General features: G+C 29.9%; 24 protein-coding genes. 16 read left to right on the forward strand and 8 right to left on the reverse strand.

Annotated elements, in window-relative coordinates:
* Nucleotides 1-72: 72 nt before the first annotated feature.
* From WG945_RS17260 to WG945_RS17330, 15 genes are all read left to right on the forward strand, one after another.
* Nucleotides 73-1071: a lipoate--protein ligase gene (locus WG945_RS17260; RefSeq protein WP_068449897.1), complete on the forward strand. Its 999-nt coding sequence runs from the start codon at nt 73-75 to the stop codon at nt 1069-1071.
* 135 nt (nt 1072-1206) lie between these two features.
* Nucleotides 1207-1554: a DoxX family protein gene (locus tag WG945_RS17265; RefSeq protein ID WP_317039188.1), complete on the forward strand. Its 348-nt coding sequence runs from the start codon at nt 1207-1209 to the stop codon at nt 1552-1554.
* Entirely contained in the window at nt 1541-1936 is a 396-nt protein-coding gene (locus WG945_RS17270; protein WP_068449899.1) for an OsmC family protein, read from the forward strand. Before WG945_RS17265 ends, WG945_RS17270 begins: the two co-directional genes overlap by 14 nt.
* Before the next feature lie 58 nt (nt 1937-1994).
* Nucleotides 1995-2528, forward strand: coding sequence for an NADPH-dependent FMN reductase (locus WG945_RS17275; RefSeq protein ID WP_068449900.1), 534 nt, complete (start codon nt 1995-1997; stop codon nt 2526-2528).
* Nucleotides 2529-2531: 3 nt separating this feature from the next.
* Nucleotides 2532-2780, forward strand: a complete 249-nt coding sequence (locus tag WG945_RS17280; protein WP_068449901.1) for a glutaredoxin family protein — start codon at nt 2532-2534, stop codon at nt 2778-2780.
* A 362-nt stretch (nt 2781-3142) separates the two neighbouring features.
* Nucleotides 3143-3580 carry a MarR family transcriptional regulator gene (locus WG945_RS17285; RefSeq protein WP_068450002.1) on the forward strand — a complete coding sequence of 146 codons (438 nt, stop codon included), beginning with the start codon at nt 3143-3145 and terminating at the stop codon, nt 3578-3580.
* A 52-nt stretch (nt 3581-3632) separates the two neighbouring features.
* Entirely contained in the window at nt 3633-4502 is an 870-nt protein-coding gene (locus WG945_RS17290; RefSeq protein ID WP_068450003.1) for a pirin family protein, read from the forward strand.
* 179 nt (nt 4503-4681) lie between these two features.
* A complete protein-coding gene (locus WG945_RS17295) occupies nt 4682-5389 on the forward strand; it encodes a pirin family protein (protein ID WP_068450004.1) in 708 nt (235 codons plus the stop codon).
* 119 nt (nt 5390-5508) lie between these two features.
* Nucleotides 5509-7533, forward strand: coding sequence for an NADPH-dependent 2,4-dienoyl-CoA reductase (locus WG945_RS17300; protein WP_068450073.1), 2025 nt, complete (start codon nt 5509-5511; stop codon nt 7531-7533).
* A 196-nt stretch (nt 7534-7729) separates the two neighbouring features.
* The gene (locus tag WG945_RS17305; protein WP_068450005.1) at nt 7730-8203 is read left to right on the forward strand and encodes a hypothetical protein; all 474 of its coding nucleotides are present in this window, start codon (nt 7730-7732) and stop codon (nt 8201-8203) included.
* Nucleotides 8204-8285: 82 nt separating this feature from the next.
* Entirely contained in the window at nt 8286-9278 is a 993-nt protein-coding gene (gene lpxD / locus WG945_RS17310) for a UDP-3-O-(3-hydroxymyristoyl)glucosamine N-acyltransferase (protein WP_068450006.1), read from the forward strand.
* A gap of 119 nt (nt 9279-9397) precedes the next feature.
* Complete coding sequence (locus WG945_RS17315) at nt 9398-9580, forward strand: CAL67264 family membrane protein (protein ID WP_068450007.1); 183 nt, start codon at nt 9398-9400, stop codon at nt 9578-9580.
* Nucleotides 9581-9661: 81 nt separating this feature from the next.
* Nucleotides 9662-11353 (forward strand): energy-dependent translational throttle protein EttA, encoded by a 1692-nt coding sequence (ettA, locus tag WG945_RS17320; RefSeq protein WP_068450008.1) that lies wholly within the window; start codon nt 9662-9664, stop codon nt 11351-11353.
* 253 nt (nt 11354-11606) lie between these two features.
* Nucleotides 11607-13406, forward strand: coding sequence for a sensor histidine kinase (locus WG945_RS17325; RefSeq protein WP_157603633.1), 1800 nt, complete (start codon nt 11607-11609; stop codon nt 13404-13406).
* Nucleotides 13407-13408: 2 nt separating this feature from the next.
* A complete protein-coding gene (locus WG945_RS17330; protein WP_068450010.1) occupies nt 13409-14077 on the forward strand; it encodes a DNA-binding response regulator in 669 nt (222 codons plus the stop codon).
* Nucleotides 14078-14280: 203 nt separating this feature from the next.
* Here WG945_RS17330 and WG945_RS17335 read toward each other — a convergent pair whose 3' ends face one another.
* Nucleotides 14281-15207 (reverse strand): hypothetical protein, encoded by a 927-nt coding sequence (locus WG945_RS17335; RefSeq protein WP_157603635.1) that lies wholly within the window; start codon nt 15205-15207, stop codon nt 14281-14283.
* 247 nt (nt 15208-15454) lie between these two features.
* On the opposite strand from WG945_RS17335, the gene WG945_RS17340 reads away from it, so the two are divergent.
* On the forward strand, nt 15455-15952 hold the full coding sequence (locus WG945_RS17340; protein WP_068450012.1) for a DinB family protein: 498 nt from the start codon (nt 15455-15457) through the stop codon (nt 15950-15952).
* A gap of 169 nt (nt 15953-16121) precedes the next feature.
* Here the strand turns inward: WG945_RS17340 and WG945_RS17345 are convergent, their stop codons facing one another.
* The 7 genes from WG945_RS17345 to rplS form a co-directional block, all read right to left on the reverse strand.
* Entirely contained in the window at nt 16122-16961 is an 840-nt protein-coding gene (locus tag WG945_RS17345; protein WP_068450013.1) for a DUF6695 family protein, read from the reverse strand.
* Nucleotides 16961-17203: a DUF6095 family protein gene (locus WG945_RS17350; protein ID WP_068450014.1), complete on the reverse strand. Its 243-nt coding sequence runs from the start codon at nt 17201-17203 to the stop codon at nt 16961-16963. Before WG945_RS17350 ends, WG945_RS17345 begins: the two co-directional genes overlap by 1 nt.
* Complete coding sequence (gene murQ / locus WG945_RS17355) at nt 17193-18011, reverse strand: N-acetylmuramic acid 6-phosphate etherase (protein WP_068450015.1); 819 nt, start codon at nt 18009-18011, stop codon at nt 17193-17195. The genes WG945_RS17350 and murQ overlap by 11 nt, the downstream gene beginning before the upstream one ends.
* 209 nt (nt 18012-18220) lie before the next feature.
* Nucleotides 18221-19051 (reverse strand): DUF4249 family protein, encoded by an 831-nt coding sequence (locus WG945_RS17360; protein WP_068450016.1) that lies wholly within the window; start codon nt 19049-19051, stop codon nt 18221-18223.
* 34 nt (nt 19052-19085) lie between these two features.
* Nucleotides 19086-21464 carry a TonB-dependent receptor gene (locus WG945_RS17365; protein ID WP_068450017.1) on the reverse strand — a complete coding sequence of 793 codons (2379 nt, stop codon included), beginning with the start codon at nt 21462-21464 and terminating at the stop codon, nt 19086-19088.
* Nucleotides 21465-21608: 144 nt separating this feature from the next.
* The gene (locus WG945_RS17370) at nt 21609-23834 is read right to left on the reverse strand and encodes an NADP-dependent isocitrate dehydrogenase (RefSeq protein WP_068450018.1); all 2226 of its coding nucleotides are present in this window, start codon (nt 23832-23834) and stop codon (nt 21609-21611) included.
* A gap of 725 nt (nt 23835-24559) precedes the next feature.
* Complete coding sequence (rplS, locus tag WG945_RS17375) at nt 24560-24913, reverse strand: 50S ribosomal protein L19 (protein ID WP_068450019.1); 354 nt, start codon at nt 24911-24913, stop codon at nt 24560-24562.
* Nucleotides 24914-25151: the final 238 nt, after the last annotated feature.

Raw genomic sequence — 25151 nt, forward strand, 5'->3', positions numbered from 1 at the left:
TTTAGGTTTAAATACTTAAAAGAGGTTTAAGAAATCTTTATATTTGTTAGCTACAATTAATAGATATAACCTATGATTTTTATTGATAATGAAGGGGGTACAGATCCTAAACTAAACTTAGCATTAGAAGAATATGCATTAAGAAATTTTGATGCTTCAACAGATTATTTATTATTTTATATTAATGCGCCATCTATAATTATTGGTCGTAATCAAAATACTATAGAAGAAATTAACCAAGAATATATCGATAAAAATGGTATAAAAGTAGTTAGGCGTATTTCTGGCGGAGGAGCAGTCTATCATGATTTAGGAAATTTAAACTTCAGTTTTATTACCAATCACGACGGAAAAAGTATTAGTAATTTTAAAAAGTTTACAGAACCTGTAATTCGTGTTTTAAATGAATTGGGCGTTACTGCCGAGTTAAAAGGTAGGAATGATATTTTGGTTGATGAAAAGAAAATTTCTGGAACAGCTCAATTTTCTACAGGAAAAAGAATGATTAGTCATGGTACTTTATTGTTCAATACAGATATGAGCGAAGTAGGGAAAGCGCTTCATGTAAAAATGAGTAAAATTCAATCAAAAGGACATAAATCGGTTAGAAGTCGTGTTGCAAATATTAGTGAATTTTTGAAAGAACCTATTACAATGGATCATTTTAAAAAGCAATTACTAACAGGGTTGTATGAAGCAAAAGAAGATTTTGAAATCCATAAACTAACCGAAGCAGAATGGAAAGCTGTACATGAATTAAAAGAAACAAAATACGATTTGTGGGATTGGAATTTTGGAAACTCACCTAAGTTTAATATTCAGCGTAACAAACGATTTCCTATAGGGGAGATAGATCTGCGTATTTTTGTAGAAAAAGGACATATTTCTGACTTTAAAATTTATGGAGATTTCTTTGGTAGACAACCCATTGCTGATCTTGAAAAACGATTAATAGGTGTTCCTTATGATAAAAATGAAATCACCAATAAGTTATGTCAAATAACTATTTCCGATTATTTTGGAAAATTAGAAAATTCAGAATTTATAGACTTGGTTTATGGTAATGATTAATTTGTTATAAATAAGTAAGCTCATCGTATATATTATAGTTAAAAATTTCCTTGGATTTATTTTCCTTGGTAAATAAAATTTTATTTTGTATTTTTGTCAAGAATTTAAAATATTTAGGATAAAACAACAAAAATTATATATTACGTTTCAACAAGTTTATTGACACTAATCATGCTTTTTTCTGCAGGCATGTATATTTTTAATCATGAAGCAGTAGCCGGTATGTTTACCAATTTTGGGTATCCAACATATATTATTTATCCGTATGCCGTAGCAAAATTATTAGGTTTAGTTGCGTTGTGGTTTGTAGCTAATAAAACGATAAAAGAGTGGGCGTATGCAGGTTTTTTCTTTGCATTTATTTTTGTTTTTTTTGCACATATTATGATTAATGACGGAGAACAAGCAGCATCTATAGCAGCAATGGTATTTTTAATTACCTCTTACATTACTTATAAGAAAATAACAAATGGCAGAGCTTAAAAAATCTGAAGTAGTTTTAACAAATAGAAACTATTTAGCAGAAGCAAAAACAAGAAATCATTTTTTAACAATGGATCAATCTGTTGCTTCTGGAGGTGATGATAGTGGAGCAACTCCGGTAGAATTTTTATTAACAGCAATTGGTGGTTGTGTTTCTATGACGTTAAGAACCTATGCAGAAATAAGAGGTTGGGATGTTGGAGAGATAACAGTAAATGTTATTCAACATCAAGATGAAAGTGGTAGTTATTTAACTGAAGATATATCCTTTGAAAAAGAAATAACAGAAGCACAAAGAAAGAAGTTATTAGTCTTTGCAGGTAAATGTCCTGTTGCAAAAATGATAAAAGGAGAAACAAAAATAGTTACTAGTATTCTGTAGTTCAGATTGTAATTTAATAGTTTGTTGTCACGATTACACAAATAAACATTTTTAAAATATGAAAAAAATATTAGCATTTGCAGGTAGTACAAGTTCTACTTCTATCAATAAAAAATTAGCAACTTTTGCAGCAGAAAACTTAGTAAATACTTCTTTTGATGTGGTAGATTTAAGAGATTTTACATTACCAATTTATAGTGAAGATGAAGAAAAAAATGGTTTTCCAGAAGATGCAAAAAAGTTTTCTGCATTACTAGATCATTACGACGGTTTTATTTTGTCTTTAGCAGAACACAATGGTTCTTATACAGTTGCTTTTAAAAATATTTTTGATTGGAGCTCAAGAATAGAAGCCCAGGTTTTTAGAGACAAACCTTTATTATTAATGGCAACTTCTCCAGGAGCAAGAGGTGGACTTACAGTTTTAGAAACAGGAATGGCAAGATTTTCTAGACAAGGCGCAAAAGAATTAATTTCTTTCTCTTTCCCAAGTTTTTATGATAATTTTAAAGAGGGTACAATCGTAAATATAGAATTATTGACAGCCTTAAAAGAAAAGGTAGACACATTTGAAAATGCAGTAAATCAATAAAAAATGAAAATAGTTTTATACGGCAGAGCAGGACATGCATATACAGTAGCTTTTAAAAATTTTTTGAATTCAACAGATATTCCATACATCTATAAAGATATTTCTAAAGATGCTGCAGCAAGAGAACATAGTAAAGAATTGTATGATGGCGTTGCTAAATACCCAACCCTGTTTGTAGATGATAAAGTCTATTTAACACCAACAACAGAAGAATTTAATAAAATTATGCAAGATTTAAATCTAAGAGCATAAGTTTTTGTTTTGGGATTAAGAACAAAGAACAAAGAACAAAGAACAAAGAATCGAGAATTAAGAAAAGAGAATAAAGAGAATAAAGAGTGAAAAGTGAAGGGGCAATTTTTTTTAAACAGAATGAATAATTTTGAATGTAATTAGAATGTACATCACTTATTTTTTTTAATTTTCGATTACTGATTACTGATTACTGATTACTGATTACTGATTACTGATTACTGATTACTGATTACTGATTACTGATTACTGATTACTGATTACTGATTACTGATTACTGATTACTGATTACTGATTACTGATTACTGATTACTGATTACTGATTACTGATTACTGATTACTGATTACTAAATACTGAATACATGGGAGATATTTCTAAAGACATAAAATCTACGTTTAAAAGCAATAAATTAAAAGCTTTTATCAATATAAAATACACGGCAAATTGGTTAAGTAGTAAAGAAAATGAATTCTTTAAACCGTATGCTATTTCTCCACAACAGTATAATATTCTTAGAATTTTACGCGGTGCAAAAGATAGAATTAAAGTACAAGTTGTAAAAGAAAGAATGATAGAAAGGGCGCCAAATGCAACCCGTTTAATGGACAAGTTATGCGATAAAAATTTAATTGAGAGAGAGCGTTGCGAAGAAGACAGAAGAGTAGTATATGTTAGAATAACAAAACTTGGTTTAGAATTATTAACAAGTATTGATGATAATAAAACACTATCTTTTTTAGATAATATTACCGAAGAAGAAGCTTTATTACTAAGTAATTTGTTAGATAAATTACGATAAAAAAAAATTACCCTTATATTTTCCATGGAAAATATAAATGATTTAAAATAAAATGAGAAAATTAAAATCGATACAGCACAATGTAACAAGTCCGCTTGTAAACATGGGGCCAATAAAACTTCGTCAACCTTTGCCTACAGAAGGCATCGAAAATGTAGATCCGTTTTTGTTATTACATCATTATGGGCCTTATGCAATATCAGAATTTAACAATCCGTTTGATTTAGGTCCGCATCCACATAGAGGATTCGAACCGATAACGTTGCTTTTTAAAGGCGAACAATTACATCGAGATTCTTTGGGTAACGAGATGGTTGTAAAGGCAGGAGGAGTACAATGGACAACCGCAGGTAGTGGAATTATTCACGCAGAAGCACCAACCAAAGAGTTTGTGAAAAAAGGTGGCGATTTAGAAGGAATTCAGCTTTGGTTAAACCTTCCTGCGAAAGATAAAATGATGACACCTAATTATCAGCATTTAGAAAAGGAACAGATACCTAAGTTAATTTCAGAAGATAAAAAAGTGCAGTTAAATATTATTGCCGGAAGCCAATTTGAAGAAAAAGGTTTGATTAAAACACAAACCGAAGTAAATGTGTTTACGGCAAAAGCATCAGAAGGAGGAAAGCTAGAAATGAACATTCCAGAAAATCATCAATCTTTAATTTACTTATTAGATGGGGAGATTTTGATAAACAATTCAGAGGTTCTTAAAAAGGGAGAAAACCAGATGGTAACCTTCCACCAAGACGGAAATACCATTCAGTTCGAAGCCCAAAAAGAGAGTACAATTTTAATTTTATCAGGCAAACCAATCAATGAAAAAATTAAACAATACGGACCTTATGTAATGAATACGCAAACAGAAATTTTAGAAGCCATGCGCGATTTTAACCAAGGTAAAATGGGATATTTATATTAGGGCGTTCCCTAAAAAGGTCGGGCTTTACACTATATCTTTTTTCTTCTGTTCTCGATACAAATTTTTCATGCTTCAAAATTCACTCGAACTGCCAGAAAAAAGGATGCCGTTTCAATCCTTAACGCAAAAAAAACAATCCTTAAGAACAAGATACTTTACGTGTCTTTAAAAATAAAATCATGAAAAAAATACTTCACAAATCAACAACAAGAGGATATGCAAACCACGGTTGGTTAAAATCTCATCACACATTTAGCTTTGCAAATTATCAAAATCCAGAAAGAATGAATTTTGGTATGTTACGTGTTTTAAACGATGATGTTGTACAACCAAAAATGGGGTTTGGCACACATCCTCATAAAAATATGGAAATCATTTCTATACCTATTTCAGGAAGCTTATCTCACAAAGATAGTATGGAAAATAAACGAGCAATAGAAGTAGGAGAAGTACAAGTAATGAGTGCCGGAACAGGTTTAACACATTCAGAATTTAATGATAGTAAAACAGACGAAGTTAATTTTTTACAACTTTGGATTATTCCTGAAGCAGAAAATGCAACCCCGTATTACAATCAAAAAATGTTTGATGAAGCTGGACGAAAAAATAAATTTCAAGTATTCGTTTCTCCAAAGGATAACTTAGTAGAAGGTTCTTTACCAATAAACCAACAAGGTTATATTTCTATGGTTGATTTAGATAAAGATTCAGAAATTACATATCAACCAAAAAAAGGAGCCTATTTTTTCTTAATTGAAGGAGAAGTTATTGTAGCAGACGAGATTCTAGAAAAAAGAGATGCTATAGGAATTACAGATGCAAAAAATATTTCTATTAAGGCAAATAGTTCAAGTAAGTTGTTAGTTGTAGATGTACCCATGTTTTAAAAGTTACCATAATTATTGATTTAAAAGCCAAAGAATGAATTTCTTTGGCTTTTTCTTTTCAAAAAATAAACATATCTTGCAAAGTATTATGCATGCATAGTAAATTTAATTCCAAGCTTATGAAATATAAACACATTTTTGAACCATTAGATTTAGGATTCACAACTTTAAAAAATAGAATTCTAATGGGGTCTATGCATACCGGTTTAGAAGAAGAAAAAAATGGATTAGATAGAATTGCAGCATATTATGCAGAAAGGGCAAAAGGTGGCGTAGGCTTAATTGTAACAGGGGGAATTGCACCTAACATACAAGGTTGGACCGCTCCTTTTTCGTCTAGAATGTCTACCAAAAAACATGCAAAAAAACATCAAAAAATAACAGCAGCAGTACATAAAGAAGGCGGTAAAATTTGTATGCAAATATTACATGCTGGCCGTTATGGTTACCATCCGTTTAATGTTGCGCCATCAAAAATAAAATCACCCATAACACCTTTTAAACCCTTTAAATTAAACCAATCCGGAATTAATAGAACCATTAGAGATTTTGTAAACTCTGCTAGATTATCAAAAGAAGCAGATTATGATGGTGTAGAAATTATGGGGTCCGAAGGCTATTTAATCAATCAATTTATAGCTAAAAGAACCAATAAAAGAACAGATGCTTGGGGTGGAGATTATGAAAACAGAATGCGTTTGCCTATTGAGTTGGTAAAGCAAACAAGAGAAGCTGTTGGTAAAGAGTTTATTATTATTTACCGATTATCGATGTTAGATTTGGTAGAAAATGGCTCTTCTTGGGAAGAAGTGGTTCAATTAGGAAAAGAAATAGAAAAAGCTGGTGCTACCATAATTAATACAGGTATTGGTTGGCACGAAGCAAGAATACCAACTATTGCTACATCTGTTCCTAGAGCAGCTTTTACTTGGGTAACTAAAAAAATGAAAGAAGAATTGTCAATTCCTTTGATAACTTCTAACAGAATAAATATGCCAGAAACGGCAGAGAAAATATTAGCAGAAGGAGATGCAGATATGATTTCTATGGCACGTCCTTTTTTAGCAGATCCAGAATGGGTAAATAAAGCAGCAGCAGATAAAAGTGATGAAATAAATACGTGTATTGGTTGTAATCAGGCATGTTTAGATCATGTTTTTAAGCAAAAAGTAGCCAGTTGTTTGGTTAACCCTAGAGCGTGTCATGAAACAGAATTGGTGTATTATCAAACTGTGTTTAAAAAGAAAATAGCGGTAATTGGGGCAGGTCCTGCAGGATTAGCTGCAGCTACCATTGCGGCAGAAAGAGGTCATGCTGTTACTTTGTTTGATGCCGAAAAAGAAATTGGAGGTCAATTTAACATTGCAAAACAAATTCCTGGTAAAGAAGAGTTTTATGAAACGTTACGTTATTTTAAAAAACAAATTGAAATACATAAGGTAACTTTAAAACTAAATACAAGAGCTGCAACAGATGATTTACTGAAATCTGATTTTGATGAAATTGTAATTGCAACCGGAATTAAACCTAGGTCATTAAAAATAGAAGGAATTGAGCATCCAAAAGTGTTGAGTTATATTGATGTATTAAAATTGAAAAAACCAGTAGGAAAACGAGTTGCCGTAATTGGAGCAGGAGGAATTGGTTTTGACGTTTCAGAATATTTAACGCATGAAGGAGAATCGACATCCTTAAATATTGATGCTTGGTTAAAAGAATGGGGCATTGATAAATCTTTAGAAGCAAGAGCAGGAATTGAAAACATAAAACCAGAATTTCATCCGTCTCCAAGAGAAGTTTTTATGTTTAAAAGAAGTAAAGGAAAGTTTGGCGGGAACTTAGGTAAAACTACCGGTTGGATTCATAGATCTACTTTAAAGAAAAAGAAAGTCCAATTTATTGGTGAAGTTTCTTACACAAAAATTGATGACCAAGGCTTACATTATATTCAGAATGATGAAGCAAAGGTTTTAGAAGTGGATAATATTGTTATTTGTGCAGGTCAAGTTCCTTTTAAAGAATTGTATCAACCTTTATTAGATGCAGGTAAAAACGTGCATGTTATTGGTGGAGCAGATTTTGCAAGCGAATTAGATGCAAAAAGAGCTATAAACCAAGGAGCAAGATTAGCAGCAAACCTTTAAAGTAAAATATATTTTAGTAAAGTTTTTCATTTTCAAAAAAAAGAGGTACAAGTTTTTTTAGTAGCTTGCATCTAAATAAGAAATACAAATTTGATAATGAAGAAAATACTTTTTATTGTAATTCTTTTTTTTAACGTTTAATCTCGTTGCACAACGTTCTAGAGGTGGTGGAAGACAACAATCACAAAACCCAGAGTTGAATCAAACAAAAGAGGTTAAAAAACTGAGTGCAAAAGAAATTGCGGGTATTTTTTATTATGATGTTGATGAGGTGATAAAGAAAGTTAAGATTAAAGATGATGACAAAAAATATTCAGTAACTAAAGCATTAAGAAATTATAATTTTAAAGTAAAAGAAATTTTATTCTTAAATGCTGAAAAATTTACGGATTTAGATCTTTTAATGAACGCAATGTCTAATGAAAGAGATAGTGAAAGTAATAAAAACATAAGAGAAAAGGTAAGAGAAGTCACTAGACCAATTAAAGAGAATGTTCATGAGCATGAAAAAGAACTCAATGAAATTCTAAAAGGTGTTTTATCAGAAAAGCAAGATAAGAAGTGGTTAAAATATCAAAAGAGTATCATAGAAAGTTTACAGCCTAAAAAAGCAGAAAACAATAATCAAAATTCTAGACCTAGTAGAGGTAGCGGAATGAGAAGACAATAATTGAATTAAATCCTATGTTTATAGGATTTTTTTTAAGATTAATAATTAAAGAGTACATTTAGAAAAAATATAAAAATTAACTATGAAAACATTTTCCATTGAAGAAATAACAACACTTGTAAACGGCGAGCAAATTGGCCTTTGTGAGGATATAATTAACGCTCCAGAGCAAATAGAGAATGCTGTTAAAGGAAATGTAACTTTTATAGGAAGTTCTAAATATGCACGTTTGTGGGAAAATTCTAACGCAAGTGCCGCTATTGTTTATGAGGGAATAAATATTGTGCCAGAAGAAGGAAAAGCATTTATAAAAGTGAAGAATCCAGATTTGGCAATGGCGGTTTTATTAGAAGCTTTTGAGCCAGAATCACCTTGTTTTGAAATAGATATTCACCCAACTGCAGTAATAGATAAGACAGCAACCTTAGGAAAAGGATGTAAAGTCGGTGCAAATTCTTATATAGGTAAAAATGTTACTTTAGGAGATAATGTAGTAATTTACCCTAATGTTTCCATATTTGATGACACTACGATTGGTAATGAGACTGTTATTTGGTCTGGAACCGTTATTAGAGAACGTACTAAGATAGGAAGTCATTGTATTTTTCATATAAATGTGAGTATTGGAGCTGATGGATTTGGATACAGACCAAGCTCAGATGGTAGAGGTTTGGTAAAAATTATACATATAGGAAATGTAGTTATTGGAAATGCTGTAGAAATTGGTGCAAATTCTTGTGTTGATCGTGGTAAATTTAGTTCTACTATTTTAGGTGATGGTTGCAAGATTGATAATTTGGTACAAATAGGGCATAATTCTGTATTAGGAAGATGCTGTATTATGGCAGGACACAGTGGTTTAGCAGGTTCTGTAACATTAGGAGATGGTGTAATTATTGGAGGAAGTGCTTCTATAAAAGACCATGTTACCATACATTCTGGAGCAAAAGTAGGCGCTGGTTCTGGTGTTATTGCAGATGTACCAGCTGGTAAATCAGTAGTAGGATATCCTGCTTGTGATTCTAGAGAAAAAATGAAACAATGGGTAGCGTTGCGTAAACTTGGTAGAAGTTAGGTATTTACTTATTATTACTTTCTAAAACGCTAATTTTATAAGCTTTTTACTAAAGGCTATAATTGGGCAATACCAAATAATTACCGATATTTGCCAATTAAACTAACTAATTACGAATTATGGGAATGAATAAAAATACAGTGCTTGCTTGGGCAACACTTATAATGATACTTGTGGGATTAGGTTTAATAGCTTTAGGTGCATTTAGGTATGATGATGTTGCTGGATGGGGATTTGCTGCTGTAGGTGCAGGTTTCTTTGCTATTGCTTGGGTGTTTAATGCCTTAAAAGGAAGGGTTTAAAAGAGTAAGTAGTTTCAGTTTTAGGTTTTAAGTAGTTGCTTAGAATCTTTTAATTTTTCAAATTTTTTAATATATAATATAATGAGCGACGATAAGAAAGTAATCTTTTCGATGAATAAGTTGTCTAAAACTTATAAATCAACAGGTAAACAAGTTTTAAAAGATATTTATTTAAGCTTCTTTTATGGAGCAAAAATTGGTATTCTTGGTTTAAATGGATCAGGAAAATCTACTTTATTAAAAATTATTGCAGGTGTAGAGAAGAATTTTCAGGGTGATGTAACTTTTGCTCCAGGGTATAAAGTTGGGTACTTAGAACAAGAGCCACAATTAGACCCAGAAAAGACAGTTTTAGAAGTTGTAAAAGAAGGAGTTGCAGAAACAGTTGCAATTTTAGAAGAGTACAATAAAATAAATGACATGTTTGGTTTAGAAGAAGTGTATTCTGATGCAGATAAGATGGATAAACTAATGGCGCAACAAGCAGTATTGCAAGATAAAATAGATGCTGCAAATGCGTGGGAATTAGATACCAAATTAGAAATTGCAATGGATGCTTTAAGAACTCCAGATTCTGATAAAAAAATTGGAGTACTTTCTGGTGGAGAAAAAAGACGTGTTGCTTTATGTAGATTATTATTACAAGAACCAGAAATTTTATTATTAGATGAGCCTACCAACCACTTAGATGCAGAATCTGTACACTGGTTAGAGCATCATTTAGCACAATATAAAGGAACTGTTATTGCAGTAACACACGATAGATATTTCTTAGATAATGTTGCGGGTTGGATTTTAGAGTTAGATAGAGGAGAGGGGATACCTTGGAAAGGAAATTATGCTGAATGGTTAGATCAAAAATCTAAGCGAATGGCACAAGAAAGCAAAACAGCTTCTAAAAGACAAAAAACATTAGAAAGAGAATTAGATTGGGTTCGTCAAGGAGCAAAAGGTCGTCAAACAAAGCAAAAAGCGCGTTTGAAGAATTATGACAAATTGATGAGTCAAGATCAGAAACAAACAGACGAAAAATTAGAAATATACATTCCTAATGGTCCACGTTTAGGAACAAATGTTATTGAAGCTACTGGTGTTTCTAAAGCTTTTGGAGAAAAATTATTATATGATAATTTAGAGTTTAATCTTCCGCAAGCGGGAATTGTTGGTATTATTGGTCCCAATGGAGCTGGTAAAACCACTATTTTTAAAATGATTATGGGAGAAGAAACTCCTGATGGTGGAAGCTTTAGTGTAGGTGAAACTGCTAAAATTGCTTATGTAGATCAAGCGCATTCAGATATTGACCCAGAAAAAACAATTTGGGAAAATTTTTCTGACGGACAAGATTTAGTAATGATGGGAGGTAAGCAAGTTAATTCTAGAGCTTATTTAAGTCGTTTTAATTTCTCTGGTAGTGAGCAAAACAAAAAAGTAAATACACTTTCTGGTGGAGAGCGTAACCGTTTGCATTTAGCAATGACACTAAAAGAAGAAGGAAACGTTTTATTATTAGATGAGCCTACCAATGATTTAGATGTAAATACATTAAGAGCATTAGAAGAAGGTTTAGATAATTTTGCTGGTTGTGCGGTTGTAATTAGTCACGATAGATGGTTTTTAGATAGAGTTTGTACACACATTTTAGCTTTTGAAGGTAATAGTGAAGTCTATTTCTTTGAAGGTGGTTTCTCTGAATATGAAGAGAACAAAAAGAAACGTTTGGGTGGAGATTTAATGCCAAAACGTATTAAATATAGAAAATTAATTCGATAATATTTCGAAATTATATTTTACAAAAAGCAGCTAATTTTTATTAGCTGCTTTTTTTGTTTACCATAGTTTCTTCATTTCTATTTCTTAAACATATAAAAAATAGATTGTAACTTATTTTATATCAGTCTTATAAAAAAAGATTGTTTGTTGCTTTTTTTTAGGGTAAAAAGTGTCTTGCAATAAAGAGTTTATATCTAAGTAAATCCTATGAATGAGGAATCATACTTTTAAATATTAATAGTATTTTAGAGGAATGAAATTTAATGTTTTATTCCTCTTCCTTTTTATCTTTTTGATTAATAATAAATTGTTTTCTTTTCAAGAAAAATCAACCAATATTACTTATGATAGTATTGCTAAAACGGTTGTTTTTTATAGTAAAAAAAGAGATAATAAGAAGGCATTATTCTATTCTAAAAAAATGCTTCAAAAATCATTAAATAATAAAAATGAAAAACAAAAAGCAGAATCTTACTATAGAATTGCACAGTTTCAAAGAAAATTAAGAGCTAATGATAGTGCTTTCTATTTTTACAATAAATCTAAAGAATTATACCGTCAACAAAATGATAGTATTCAAATAGCAAGATGTTTACGAGATATAGCTATTATAGAATCTTCTTACGGAAATTATATTAATAGTAATATATCTGCAATTAATGGATTAGAATATTTAAAGGGTAGAAATGCAAGTGCTATAGCCTCCATTTACAATACTTTAGCAATAAATTCTAAAAAACAAAATTTATTTAAACAAGCTATTTATAATTATAAGCAAGCATTAACTTTTATTTCAAGTACAAGGGGCAATATTGTAATTAAAAATAATATGGCTAATGTATATAAAGAGCAAAAAGAGTATTCTAAATCAATTTCAATTTTAGAAGAGTTATTAAAAGGTGATATTACTAGTCAAAAAAGTAAAGCAAGAATTATTGATAATTTAGCTCATATTAAATGGTTAAATAATCCAAATATAAATATCTTAAAAGATTTATTACTAGCAAAATCTATCAGAGTTAAGGAAAAAGATACTTACGGATTAATTGCAAGCTATAGCCATTTGTCAGATTTTTTTTATAAAAAGAATAGAAGCAAATCATTATTTTATGCTGATAAAATGTATGAAGTATCAAAAAAAGAAAAAAGTCCGCAAGATCAAATAGAAGCTATAGATAAAATTATAGGACTTCAAACAGCTCAAAAAGCCATTAATTATTATAAAGAAAGTATTCGTTTAAGAGACAGTTTACAAGAAGTAGAGTCTAAACATCAATACAAGTTTGCTACTATTAAATACAATTATGAAGAAGAAGAGAAACAAAAACTGAAGTTTCAAACATTAGCAACAGAAAACATTTTAGTTGCTGAAAAAGAAAAAAGTCAGAAGAAAAATGTTTTAATTATTGGTTTTTTATCAATTTCTAGTTTATTATTTTTAATTTATAGAAGAAAAGAACAGCACAAAAAACGAATTTTACAAGAGAATTATAATACTGAAACAAGGATTGCAAAAAAATTACATGATGAATTAGGGAATGATATTTTTAATACACTCACAAAAGTTCAAAATACTAAAATTAATACCGAAGAAATTATAAACGATTTAGATAAAATCTATTTACAAACACGAGCAATTTCTCACGAAAATGACTCTATTGAAACAGGATCTAATTTTGAAAATTATTTTAGAAATCTAGTAGCAAGTTATAATTCTGATGCTTGTAAAATTATATTAAAAGATTTGTCTTCTTTAGATTTAAATAATTTAAATAAAAGTAAACAGATTGTTATGTATCGTGTTTTTAATGAGTTATTTGTTAATATGAAAAAACATAGCCAAGCAAGTTTAGTAGTATTGTCTTGCAAGAAAACAAATCATAATTTAGAAATAAGTTATGCAGATAATGGTGTAGGATTTAAGGATAATACTATTATTTTTAAAAATGGACTTAAAAATATGGAAACCCGTATAAAAACTATTAATGGAACTATTAACTTTGAAAATAAACCTAACAAAGGTTTAAAAGTGTATATCCATTTTAAAAATTAAGAATGTTTAAAAAAGTTTTAGTTGTAGAAGATTTTGATGTAATTAATAGCGGAATAAAAATGGCGCTAGAAGGATTAAACATAGAAGAAGTAGATTATATTTCTTATTGTGATGAAGCTTTTCTTAAAATTAAAAATGCTTTTTTAAAAGGAGAACCTTATCAATTAATTATTTCTGATTTATCTTTTGAAAACGATGGAACTCCGCAAGAGTTAAAATCTGGAGATGAACTCATCGAAAAAATTAGACACGAATTTCCTGATTTGAAAATTATCGTTTTTTCAGTAGAAGATAAATCATATAGAATTCAGAATTTATACAAAAATCTAAAAATTCAAGGGTATGTATGGAAAAGTAGAAATGGATTAAAAGATTTAAGAAAAGCAATTGATGTTGTTTCTACATCAGATCACTTTTATATTTCTCCGGATTTAAATAGTGTAATTCATCCCAAAAAAACTATTGAAATTACAGATTCAGATATTCTTCTAATAGAATACTTATCTAAAGGGCTGCTGCAAGAGGCTATCAGTAAAAAATTAAAAGAAAAAGGAATATCACCGTCTAGTATTAGTGCTATTGAAAAAAGATTGAAATTTTTAAAAGAACATTTTAACGCTAATAATCCAGCACATTTAGTAGCTATTGCTAAAGATTTTGGACTTATTTAAAAACAATTTTTGAATCTATAAAACGGCTTGTTGGTTTAAAAAACAGATAATAATAAAAGCCTCATTTCGTTAAAGAAATGAGGCTTTTAACTTTTTCTATCACATGTAATTTTAAAACTAGTTAACAGATAAATTGTTCAAATAATTATAGTATAAATTTATAATTATAATTTGTATTAAAACAGCGTATAAATACCTGTTTTTTAACTTCTCCTTTTTCTGTTATTCTCTTCTTTTGTAGTTGCTTTCTTTTTTTCATTTTTTCTTTTAACTACAGTAGGTTTTCTATTAGAATTATTATCATTTCTTTTAACAGAAGTTGTCTTTCCTCTAGTTACAGTTGTTGGTCTTCTAGTTACGGTGCTATTATTTCTTCTATCAATAGTTCCATTTTTATTTGTGTTTATTGTAGTAGACCTTCTTGTTGTTGAATTATTTCTTTTACCTACTACTGTTCTTCTATTACTATTTATTGTAACAGGTTTTCTATAAGTGGTATTACTTCTTCTGGTAACTGGTGCTGGTTTTCTCCTTCTTAAAATCTTACTTTTATTACCAATTTTAGCATTCGGATTTGCCTTATAGTAATAGTATTTATTATCTTCTCTAATTTTAGAGTAGTGTCTAGCAAAATCTCTGTGAGAAAAATAAGAATTATTATATTCAAATATATTTCCAATATTTAGGTTAATTCTTAAACCATTATAATGATAATAATTGTCTTTTACATTTCCGTAAAATTTAGGATTTCCCCAATGATCATATCTAATTTTTAAATTACCTACATCGGTTAATTGTCCTCTATAATATTTCATAAAAACGTTTCCAATTCTGGTTACATTTCCATATCTATCATAGTTTATAAAAGAGTTTCCAATTCTTTCAATTCTACCTCTGTAATCTCTAGATATGAATACACCAATTTCGTTTCTATTAGAAGTATAATGTGTATTAAAATCAAATTCACCGTTAGTGAAAATAAAGAATTCAACATCACGTTCTACAAAATTTACTGTATTCTCGTATGAGTAATTAAACCCAATTTTGTTAGGTACTTCTTTATTGTTTTCGGCTTTAATAGTTGAAACAAGAAAGAACATTCCTATTAATATAAGTACACCTTTTTTCATAATGTATGGTTTTAGGGTTTTGCTTACTCTAATATACTTTTCAGCTTCCGTATTTGATAACCATAATTTCAAAGAACGTGCCAAAAAAGAAAATTCATATTTAATGAGGCAATAAAGGTTTAATTAGTGTGAATTTATAATGTTGATTATTAGTGTTTTAATTCAATGTTTGTTTTTTATTTGAAAATATTGAATAGAACTCGTAAATTCATAAAAATTTTAACGACAAAAGGAAAAATATTTTTTTATGATTGAAGCTATTGAGAAAAACTTACAAAGAGGAATCTCTTTATTAAATACAATTTCTAATGAACAATATTCAGACAACTCAGTAGCTCCTTATTATTCTATCATAGGTTGTCACATGCGTCATATTTTAGATGTATTTTCTTGTGTTTTAGTTGGGGTAGAATCACAATCTATTTATCTAAATAAAAGAAATAGAAACGAATTATTGGAACTACATACTCAATTAGGAATTGAATACTTTAATGAAACAATTCATAAATTAAAAGAAATTGATATTTTAGAGTTAGAAAAAACAATGCTTGTTAAGGATGATTTAGGGTTGGGCGTAAAGTCTGTTAATTATACTTTAGCGGCCATATTAATGCAAGCACACAGTCATGCAATTCATCATTTTGCAAGTATTGGTTACATTATTTACCAATTGGGAACAGAATTGCCAGATGCAGATTTAGGTTTTAACCCAACAACTCCAAAAGCAACTGTAGAAAAACGATAAAACGTATGTTGTGAGTTAATTTGTAAAATATACAGTTTTTTATTTTGCATAATAAGGGCTTCTTTACAATTTGTAGGATACATAAATTGATGCTCTTCTAAATAATTAAAACATTTTTTATCAATGCTAAAATTAGCATAAAAATCTTTTGTCCCTTCAGAGTCAAACCTTATACAGTATAAGTAACAGAATCAATTTGTCTTTCAATTTTAAACCAAGCACCACTTCCAATTCCGCCTAACCAAGTTCCGCCTTTTAAGTTAAAAACGTTATTATTTGGGTGTTCTGTACCAATTAAATTAGGTTCAATATCAAATTTACTAAAAAAAGAAGCTTTGTATTCTTTAAGAATAGACCTATTCTTATAATCTTCAAATTTTTGTTTGTAAATAGTATGAATAATGTTCTTTGTATTTCCTTTAATTACATTTCCAATAGGACTTGGCGTTAGTAAATTAGATTTTTTTAATTGCTGACTAATTTTTTTATTTGTGGAAGAAGCAATAATTGTATCCGTTACAAACCGAGCACAATTGTTACCGTTTTTTATAAAAGCTCCGTAAGGGATTTCTTTTTGTTGTATTAATTGAAGAATATAAAGGTGTGCCTTTTCAAAATCGATCTCATCGTGGATACTTGCAACCAACCTACCATCTCCGTGTGTTTTTTCTGGGTGATTTTCAATCCAAAGTAAAATTTCTTTTAAGTTGGCCAACTTTGCGTTTTCAAATTTTGCACTTATAGAAACCTTTAGTTCTAGATCTGTTTCCTTACATCTAACGCGCCCATTTCCGTAACTAGTAAAGTACCTGCCAAAATCGTAATAATTAATTTCAGCTTCCTCTTTTTTTATCAATAATAAAGCAGCATGACCAGCTTGAACAGCGTGTTTACTACCAATACCAATTAATGGCCAAATCTTACTTGAAGGCTCCCAATAAGCAGGCCTTACAACGGTGTCAGGGTAAGAAAGAATTACTATAATTCCGTTCGTCTTGTCTATGCTCATTAATTATTAAAGATGGCTTTTAGTAGAATATTAAAAGTTTTAAAAGCAAAGTAAATTGTAAATATGATGATAACTACTGCAACAAATAAAATAAGATAAGAAATGTATTCGTTTGGTGTGTTGTCAAACTTTTTTAAAGCTTTAAACCCCATGGTAAGTGATACAGGAGACGCTATAAAAAGAATAAGTAAAATACTTAAATTTCTTAAACCCTTACCTAATAAGTTGTAATTAGTGCTCATTTTTATAGTTTTTAAGGGCGTTTCTAACATTACCATATTTGCTTAGTAATTCACTTGCCTCGTTTTCGTCGATATTTAGTTCCATAGCTAACATCTTTTGTCCTCTTTTTACAAGTTTCTTGTTAGAGAGTTGCATGTCAACCATTTTATTGCCCTTAACTTTTCCTAATTGAATCATGGTTGCTGTAGAAAGCATATTTAGCACTAACTTTTGAGCTGTTCCTGCTTTCATTCTTGAGCTTCCGGTTACAAATTCGGGCCCCACAACAACTTCAATAGGAAATTGAGCAACGTGCCCTAAAGGACAATTTTTGTTACAAGTAATACAACCTGTAACTATATTATTTTTATTACACGCTTCTAAAGCAGAAATTACATAAGGTGTTGTACCAGAAGCAGCAATACCAACAACTACATCTTTATTAGAGATATGGTGTTCTTGCAAATCTAACCAACCTTGGTTTTTAGAATCTTCTGCAAATTCCACAGCGTTTCTAATAGCAATATCTCCACCAGCAATAATACCAACAACTAATTCAGGTGAAACTCCAAAAGTAGGCGGACATTCAGAGGCATCTAAAACACCTAATCTACCCGATGTACCGGCCCCTATATAGAAAATTCGCCCTCCATTTTGTAATTTATGTACAATCTGTGTCGTTAAATTTTCAATTTGAGGTAAAGCCTTTTCTACAGCTAAAGGCACCATTTTATCTTCGTTATTTATGTTGCTTAATAGATCTGTTACAGACATCTTTTCTAGATGATTGTAGTTAGAATCTTGCTCTGTTGTTTTTATAAAATTCATCGGTCAAAAATACAGAATTCTATACTATTCTTAAGTGTTTTTGGGCGTTTTAACGGGCTTTACACTATATCTTTTTTATATTTAGATTCATTTAAGCAACTACAGAATCTAAATAAGTACTTCGTTTATGTAAAATAGGTATACTATTTAAAAATAAAAAAGGATGCCGTTTCAATCCCTAACGCAAAGCCAAGAACAATTCTATTAAATTACTCTTTCTCTACTAAACGGATGCTGTAAGTATCTGTTTCTGAAATATGAAAATAGCCTAAAGGAAAATTAGCATCGTTTGTAGTGTTAATAATATTACCTAATAAAGACGATGGAATAGATTGAAAAGGACCACCACCTCCTTGACCACTTTGGCTGCTTAAAACCTGAAAGTAAGTATAATAGTCTTTAGTAATTCCAGACATTTTAATATTTACAGTAGTTGGTAATTCGATTTCATCTTCTTGATAAAAAAAAGAAAAATTATATTCAACTCCATTAAAAAAACGATCATCAATCGATGTATAAAAGTTTTTATCAAAATTAAATAGGTAATAGTTCTCTATAATTGGAGCATCTTTAAATGTTATTTTCAATTCTGTTTCTTCTCCAGAAAAAAGAGTTTCATCACCTTGTTCAACACTTGTAAAAGGTGTAGATTTTACTTTACTCGCTTTTCCTTTGTAAACTTCATTATTATAGATGATGGTTAATTCATATTCGGTATCATCCGCAGGAATAAAAGAAGCTATAGGGTTAAAGTTACCATCTGCATTAGCATCTACAAAAGGAATTATGGTGTTGTCTGATAAATTTGTTAAAGTAACAACTGCATTTGTAACAGCAGGAATTTCTTCATCAAAATAATCGGCAGATAAGCTTAGTTTTACAGTGGTATTTGCCACAACTGGGCTTTGGTTAAAAAGCACTTCAAAAGAAGCATCAATAATTAATTTGGGCTCAATAGAAGGAACATCGATATCTACAACTTTCTCACAATTTGTAAAAAAGATGATAATTAAAACGAAAATAATTTTTATATTTTTCATAAGACTAATAATACTTAGCAACCTATTGAAAGGTTTAGAATTTAAAATTATAAGTTACAGAAGGCACTAAGCCAAAAATAGAAGTTTGTATTGCTTCGTTTCTATAAGTTTCACTATTCTGTGTAAAATTGATAGACGCTGCGTTTTGACGACCATATAGATTGTAAAGTCCAAAAACCCATTCTCCCTGCCATTTTCTAAATTTATTCTTTTCTGGTTTTAGTGTTGCGGAAACATCTAGTCTGTGATACGCAGGTAATCTGTCTGCATTTCTTCTATTGTCATCATAAATTGGCACATTTAAACCTTGGTATTCATATTGCCCAACGGGGTAATTTGTAGGTTGCCCTGTTTGAAAAACAAAATTTGCATTGAATTTCCATTTTTCGTTAAAGTCGTAACTACCATTAATAGAAAAATCATGGGTTTTGTCATAGGCCGTATTGTACCATTCTCCACTATTAATTCCAGGTTCAGCAGCAGTTCTACCAGGTGTTAATTGTTCTGATTTAGATAAGGTGTAAGAAAACCAACCTTTAAATTTTCCAGCGTTTTTTTTAAGTAAAAATTCTAAACCATAAGCTCTTGCTTTTCCGTTTAAAATAACCGTTTCAATTTCATTATTGGCAACTAAATTAGCACCATTTATATAGTCGATTCTATTTTGAATGTCTTTATAAAAGACTTCTGTTTCTATGGAATAATCACCATTTTTTATAGATTTAAAGTACCCAACTGCATATTGATCTAAAAGTTGCGGTTTTATATATTTTCCACTAGGTGCCCAAACATCTAACGGAGTAGGAGAAGAGGTGTTCGATAATAAATGTAAGTATTGTGCCATTCTATTATAGCTTCCTTTTATAGACGTATTATCATCTAAAATATACGACATAGACACTCTTGGTTCTAAATTACTAAAACTGCTAATAGCATCACTTCTTTTAAAAGATTCTGTAGCAATAGCGTCTGCAGATTCATATTTTTTGAACTCACTATTATAGACCACAGCTTCATTATTTGTGTAGACATTTAGTTCATCTTGCCCTAGTCTTGTAAAATTACTAAAACGAAGTCCGTATTGCAGCCTTAATTTCTCACTTACTTTATGCTCTGCATCTAGATACACTGCAAATTCGTTTGCATATTTATCAATTAATTTTTCAGGAAGAATTCCAGAATCTTCTCTATTAGGTTTAATTTCTCCTGGATTAAATTTGTTGTAGATGTTGTTAACTCCATAACTCAGCTTAAATTTATTATTGATGTAATGGTTAAAATCATACTTTATGTTATAGTTTGTAATGCCAGAATCCCATTCGAAACCAACAAAATCTAAGGTTAATCCGTAAAAGTAATCAGAATAAATAACAGACAAGTTAGAGAAAAGTTTGTCAGAAAAAAGATGGTTCCAACGTAAGTTTGCTACTTTATTTCCATAAGTATTTACAAAGTTATCACTAATTCCAAAAACGTCTTTTCCAAAGTAACCAGAGAAGAAAATACTATTTTTGTCATTAATACGGTAGTTTACTTTTGTGTTTAAATCGTAAAAATAAGCTTTGTTATCATTGTCAAAAAGCGGTAAGAATAAATGAGCGTAAGAAGATCTTCCTCCAACTAAGAAGGATATTTTTTCTTTTTTAATAGGACCTTCAATTAATAGTCTTGATGAAACCAAACCAATTCCACCAGTAACTTTAAATTCTTTACTATTTCCTTCTTTTTGATAAATATCTAAAACAGAGGATAACCTACCTCCGTAATTTGCAGGAATCCCTCCTTTATATAATTTCACGTCTTTTATTACATCCGGATTAAAAACAGAGAAGAATCCGAATAAATGTGATGAATTAAAAACGATTGCTTCGTCTAATAAAATTAAATTCTGATCTGCAGCGCCACCTCTTACATTAAAACCAGAAGCGCCTTCTCCAGCACTTGTTACACCTGGTAATAAGATTAAAGATTTAATAATATCTGCTTCACCTAATACAACAGGTATTTGTTTTATGGTTGCAGATGTAAGCCTGTTGACACTCATTTGAGGTGTCTTAACATTTAAATTTTCTACATTTCCTTCTATGATAATTTCATCTAAACTTTCTGATTCTTCTTTTAATTTGAAATTTTTCACCTCTTTTTCTTTAAGGTCAATAGTTTCAATAATAGTAGAATATCCTAAATAACTGACTTGTATGGTGTAAGTGCCTTCTGGAAGTGTAATGGAGTAGAACCCATATTGATTGGTTGTAGTACCTGAGTTTAACTCAGGGAAATATATAGAAACACCAATTAATGTTTCATTATTACTGTCATCATAAATAGTACCACTAACGGTATGTTTTTCTTGACTAAAAGCAGCAAAACTCAATAAGAGTAAAAGTGATAGTATTTTTTTAAAACGAAACATTTTGTTTAATGATTTTATTTAAATTGTAAACAAAAATACAATTCTAATTTTTAATATAATGTTATTTTTTATATAAGAATTTTAAACAATAAAAGCCGATGTATAAACATCGGCTTTTATATTGAAAATATATTATTTAGAAGTCTAAATAGCGTTTAAAATAATATTTAAAGTAGCGTTAGGTCTCATTGCAGCATCAGTTAAATTTTCGTTTGGTAAATAATAACCGCCCATTTCAACTGAGTTTCCTTGAATTTCATTTAATTCTGAAACAATCTTAGATTCATTGTCTTTTAATTCTGCAGCAATTTTAGTAAAAGTAGCTTTTAATTCTGCGTCTTTATCTTGTTTAGCTAAACCTTCTGCCCAATAAGTAGCTAAGTAAAAATGACTTCCTCTGTTGTCTATTTCACCAACTTTTCTTGAAGGAGATTTATCATTTTCTAAGAACTTATCTGTAGCTTCATCTAATGTTTCAGCTAAAACTAATGCTTTAGTGTTGTTGTTTGTAGTTCCTAAATGTTCTAAAGAAACCGCTAAAGCTAAAAATTCACCTAAAGAATCCCAACGTAAATGGTTTTCTTCAACAAATTGCTGAACATGTTTTGGAGCAGAACCACCAGCACCAGTTTCAAACAATCCACCACCATTCATTAACGGAACAATAGATAACATTTTTGCAGAAGTACCAACTTCTAAAATTGGGAATAAATCTGTTAAATAATCACGTAAAACGTTACCGGAAACAGAGATCGTGTCTTCTCCTTTTTTTAGTCTTTCACAAGTAAATTCAGTTGCTTTTATTGGAGATAAAATTCTGATATCTAAACCAGTTGTATCATGTTCTGGTAAATATTTTTTTACTTTTTTAATGATTTCTGCATCATGTGCTCTGTTTTTGTCTAACCAAAAAACTGCAGGAGTTTGAGAAGCTCTTGCTCTTGTTACTGCTAATTTAATCCAATCTTGAATTGGTAAGTCTTTTGCCTGACACATTCTCCAGATATCTCCTTCTTCTACAGTATGCTCTAAAAGAGTTTTTCCTGCTGCATCTACAACTGCTACTTTTCCAGCAGAAGCTATTTCAAAAGTTTTATCATGAGAACCATATTCTTCTGCTTTTTGAGCCATTAACCCAACATTAGGAACAGTTCCCATAGTTGTAGGATCAAAAGCACCATGTTTCTTACAGAAATCTATAGTTGCAGAGTAAATACCTGCATAAGAACTATCTGGAATAATTGCTTTTGTATCTTGTAACTTTCCGTCTGCATTCCACATTTGACCAGAAGTTCTAATCATAGCTGGCATAGATGCATCAATAATAACATCAGAAGGTACATGTAAGTTCGTAATTCCTTTATCAGAATTTACCATTGCTAATTCTGGACCGTGATCTATAGCGTATCTAATTTCTGCTCTAATTTCGTCACGCTTTTCTTTAGGTAACTCACTTAGTTTAGAAAGAAGGTTTCCTAAACCATTGTTTACATCTGCACCAATTTTCTTAAAAGTTTTTCCATGCTTTTTAAATAAATCTGCAAAATATACACGAACAGCATGACCAAAAATGATAGGATCACTTACCTTCATCATTGTTGCTTTCATGTGTAAAGAAAACAATACGTTTTTATCTAAAGAATCTTCATATTGCTCTTCTAAGAAATCAATTAATGCTTTTTTACTCATTACAGTAGCATCAATAATTTCACCATCTAAAAGAGCTAAGTTTTCTTTTAAAATGGTTTTAGTTCCTTTTTCTGATATATGAACAATACTTACTGATGTTGCATTTTTTACAGTTACCGATTTTTCGTTATTAGCAAAATCGCCTTCTGTCATTGTTGCAACATGGGTTTTAGAGTCTGAAGACCATGCACCCATAGAGTGTGGGTTTTTACGAGCATAATTCTTAATTGCTTTAGGAGCTCTTCTATCAGAGTTTCCTTCACGTAAAACTGGATTTACAGCAGAACCTTTTACCTTGTTATATAATGCTAAAACAGCTTTATCTTCGTCTGTTTTTACTTCATCTGGATAATTAGGAAGTGCAAATCCTTTTTCTTGTAACTCAGAAATTGCTTCTTTTAATTGAGGTACAGATGCACTAATATTTGGTAATTTAATAATGTTTGCTTCTGGGTTTTTAGCAAAATCACCCAAAAAAGCTAAAGCATCTTCTACTTGTTGTTCTGGCCTTAAATATTCTGAGAAATTAGCAAGTATCCTTGAAGATAAAGAGATATCTTTTACTTCAATTTCTATATTAGAAGTTTTTGTGAAAGCTTTTACGATAGGCAAGAAAGAACGTGTTGCTAAAGCAGGAGCTTCATCAGTTTTTGTGTATACAATTTTAGCTATTTTACTCATTTTGAGATCTATTTTTATAAGTTATTTTGTTTTCAACGAAATGCTTTTCGTAAAAAAGTGGAACAAATTTATGAATTTATAATGACACTTTTGTTGATTAATTATTATTAATTATGGTGTTTTTCTGAGCTTTTAATAATAAAATAAGACTATTGGTATGAATGTGAGTTTAAAGCAAAATAAAAGCCATATCACACAATTTCTTGTAGTGATATGGCTTCTTCGAAATAGTGTTTTAATACTGTTTGTATTACTACAATAACAAATAAAAGTTACCTTTTATATCTCTTTATTAAAAAAGAAATTACATACAACTATTTCAGTTTTTGAAACATCCTTAATTTTAATCAAGCATTCTACTCTTTTAAAATTTTTATTAATGTTTCAATTTTAATCAGTGAAAATAAATCTTTTTAGATTTAGGAACTATTTACACAATGAATAAATCTAGTTTAAGTTTCTTTTTATGCTTTTAAATAAATAGAAATTTCAATTTAGTTTTTCTGATTAACAATACTAAATAAATAACGTTACTTTATGTATTTACATGTGTTTTGACAAGTAACGTGTAAATTATATTATAAATATACAAATTTTTTATAGATATGTTTCTTTTTTAACATATATTTTGTTAACAATCTATTAACTATGGTTGTTAACAATTGTGTACTAAAAAAGCGTTGTGATTTCTCACAACGCTTTTTTTTAATCTAAGTAAAAAGAGATTATTTTCTTCTTTTTTCAGTAATTCTAGCTTTTTTACCAGTAAGACCTCTAAAGTAGAAAATACGAGCTCTACGTACTTTACCTCTTTTGTTAACTTCAATTTTTTGAATAGAAGGTAAGTTTACAGGGAAAATTCTTTCTACACCTATTGTACCAGACATTTTTCTGATTGTAAATGTTTCAGAAGCTGCAACTCCTTTTCTTTGAATAACTACACCTCTAAAAAACTGAGTACGTACTTTTTCACCCTCTTTAATTTCGTAATAAACAGTGATTGTATCACCTGCTGCAAATTCTGCAAATTCTTTTCTTGCTACAAATTCGTCTTGTACAAATTTTACTAAAGATTCCATATCTTTTAATTTAATTGGTTTTGTAAAACAACGTTCACGATTTTTTCGTCAGAGGTTAATTTAGCGGTTGCAAAAGTAGTCATTATTTTTTGTTGATAGCAACTAAAATTAATTATTTTTTACTTGATAGCTAGTGTAATAGAAAATCTAAAACTATCTAGGCTCTACATTATTAATTTTAATAATGATAGCTGCTAATTTTAATATTTTTCTAAATATTTTTTTACTTAATAAGGTC

Origin of the sequence: Polaribacter atrinae (genome assembly GCF_038023995.1) — a bacterium.
Taxonomy (GTDB): Bacteria; Bacteroidota; Bacteroidia; order Flavobacteriales; family Flavobacteriaceae; genus Polaribacter; species Polaribacter atrinae.